Annotated in this window: 1 protein-coding gene and 1 pseudogene; both read left to right on the forward strand. The window is 68.0% G+C overall.

Going from position 1 to position 1520, the window contains the following annotated elements:
* The coding region (locus ABNT58_RS03470; protein WP_348752120.1) for a DUF6396 domain-containing protein at nt 1–1118 on the forward strand (1118 nt) is incomplete at its 5' end.
* A pseudogene (locus ABNT58_RS03475) lies at nt 1090–1520 on the forward strand (hypothetical protein); the annotation flags it as partial. The gene ABNT58_RS03470 and the pseudogene ABNT58_RS03475, both read left to right, overlap by 29 nt.

The raw sequence follows: 1520 nt of genomic DNA on the forward strand, positions 1-1520 counted from the left end.
CCACGCCTGCCGCGCAGGCGCTGCATGAAGAAGCCATGCAGCTCACCAGCCCCGCGCTGTGGCCCAACGAGCGCAATTGGCCACGGGCGATGCAGTTGTGGCAGCAGGCGGCTGACCAGGGCCACTGGAAGGCGGCGCTGATGTGGCTGCACACCGCCCGCAGCGGTGCGGGCGAGAACAGCGAGAAGGGCCGCTTCCGGGTGGAGCCGCAGCGCCCCGAAGTCATCGTCTCTGGCCTGGAGCGGTTGATGCGCCTGGGCTTGGCCGATGCGTTTTACTGGATGGGTGAGCTGCATGAACTCGGTGATGGCGTCAACCCCAGCGTGGACCGGGCCTGGGCCTTCTGGGAATTGGCCGCAGACCTCGGCAGCCCGCTGGCGCAGACGCGGATCGCCAAGTCGCTGACCTTTGGTCACCGCGACCAGGAAAGGCCTACCCTGGCGCAGTGGGCGAACCCGGCGCTGCAGCACACGCTGCTGGAGTGTGCGCATGCCCAAGGCTATGCGGAAGCAAGTTTCCTCTTGGGACAACATCTGAACTTGGACGCCAACTCCTCCCGTCGCCTTCCCCGCTTCAAAACCCCCGCTGAGCAGTACGCCTACGCTCTGCAGGTACTGCATGACGGCGTCAAGTACGGCAGCGAATTGGCAGCGAAGTACTTGTCCATAGCTTTTGACGAAGGCCGGGCGCTCGTCGGCTCCGCCTTCATCGACAGACCCCGCGCCGAACGCTACAGCGCCCTGGGCGACGCCCTCTACGACAACCCCGACCTTCGCTTCCCCAACCTCGACCGCGTGCTGCCCCTTCCTCCGGCCAAGCTGCCACCGTGGGACATGAACGATGTCGATGGCCTGATCCGCGCTGCACAAGGCGTGGGGGTCACGCCCCAGCTGCCCCCGCAGCCCGCAGCCCGCGGCCAGCGAGCCCGGCCGGGCCCGCATCCCGCCCGGCCACAGCCTCTTCATGCCCGACAAGCTGCGCGACTGGGCCGCACAACCCATCGTGGGCTACCGCGGCATCCTCAGCGCGCCCGGCGTGCGCACCGGCCTGAGCACCGCGGCCTTCCATGGCTACTACCAGCCGATTCACTTGTGGACCACGCACCCGCCCGGCGATGACCCCGGCCGCATCCCGGTGGGCGACACCGAGACCTTGCGCATGCACGCCCTGGCCCGCGTACCGCCTTTGCTCTACCGCATGGGCGAACTGTTGAGCCTGGCGCAGGGCGCCTATGACACGCGCACGGACCGGTGGTTTGAACAGGAGGGCGACCATGCCCTGGTGTATTGGCGCTACCGAGGCATGGCGCAGCCCATGCAGTTGCTGTTGGATCACCTGGCCCGCGGCGGTCTGGTGCAGGCCATCGCGCAAGCCACCGACCAGCGCTGCGTCGATGGCCAGGCCTGCCCCACCAGCGGCATCTGGCAGCCTGAGGTGACCAACGCCGAACACCCGCTGGCCAAGGTCTTCAACGGCTCGCTGGCCGGCGACAGCTGGCGGCGGCAGGCGTTTGTGCTGGA

Origin of the sequence: uncultured Aquincola sp., assembly GCF_964001545.1 — a bacterium.
GTDB lineage: Bacteria > Pseudomonadota > Gammaproteobacteria > Burkholderiales > Burkholderiaceae_C > Aquincola.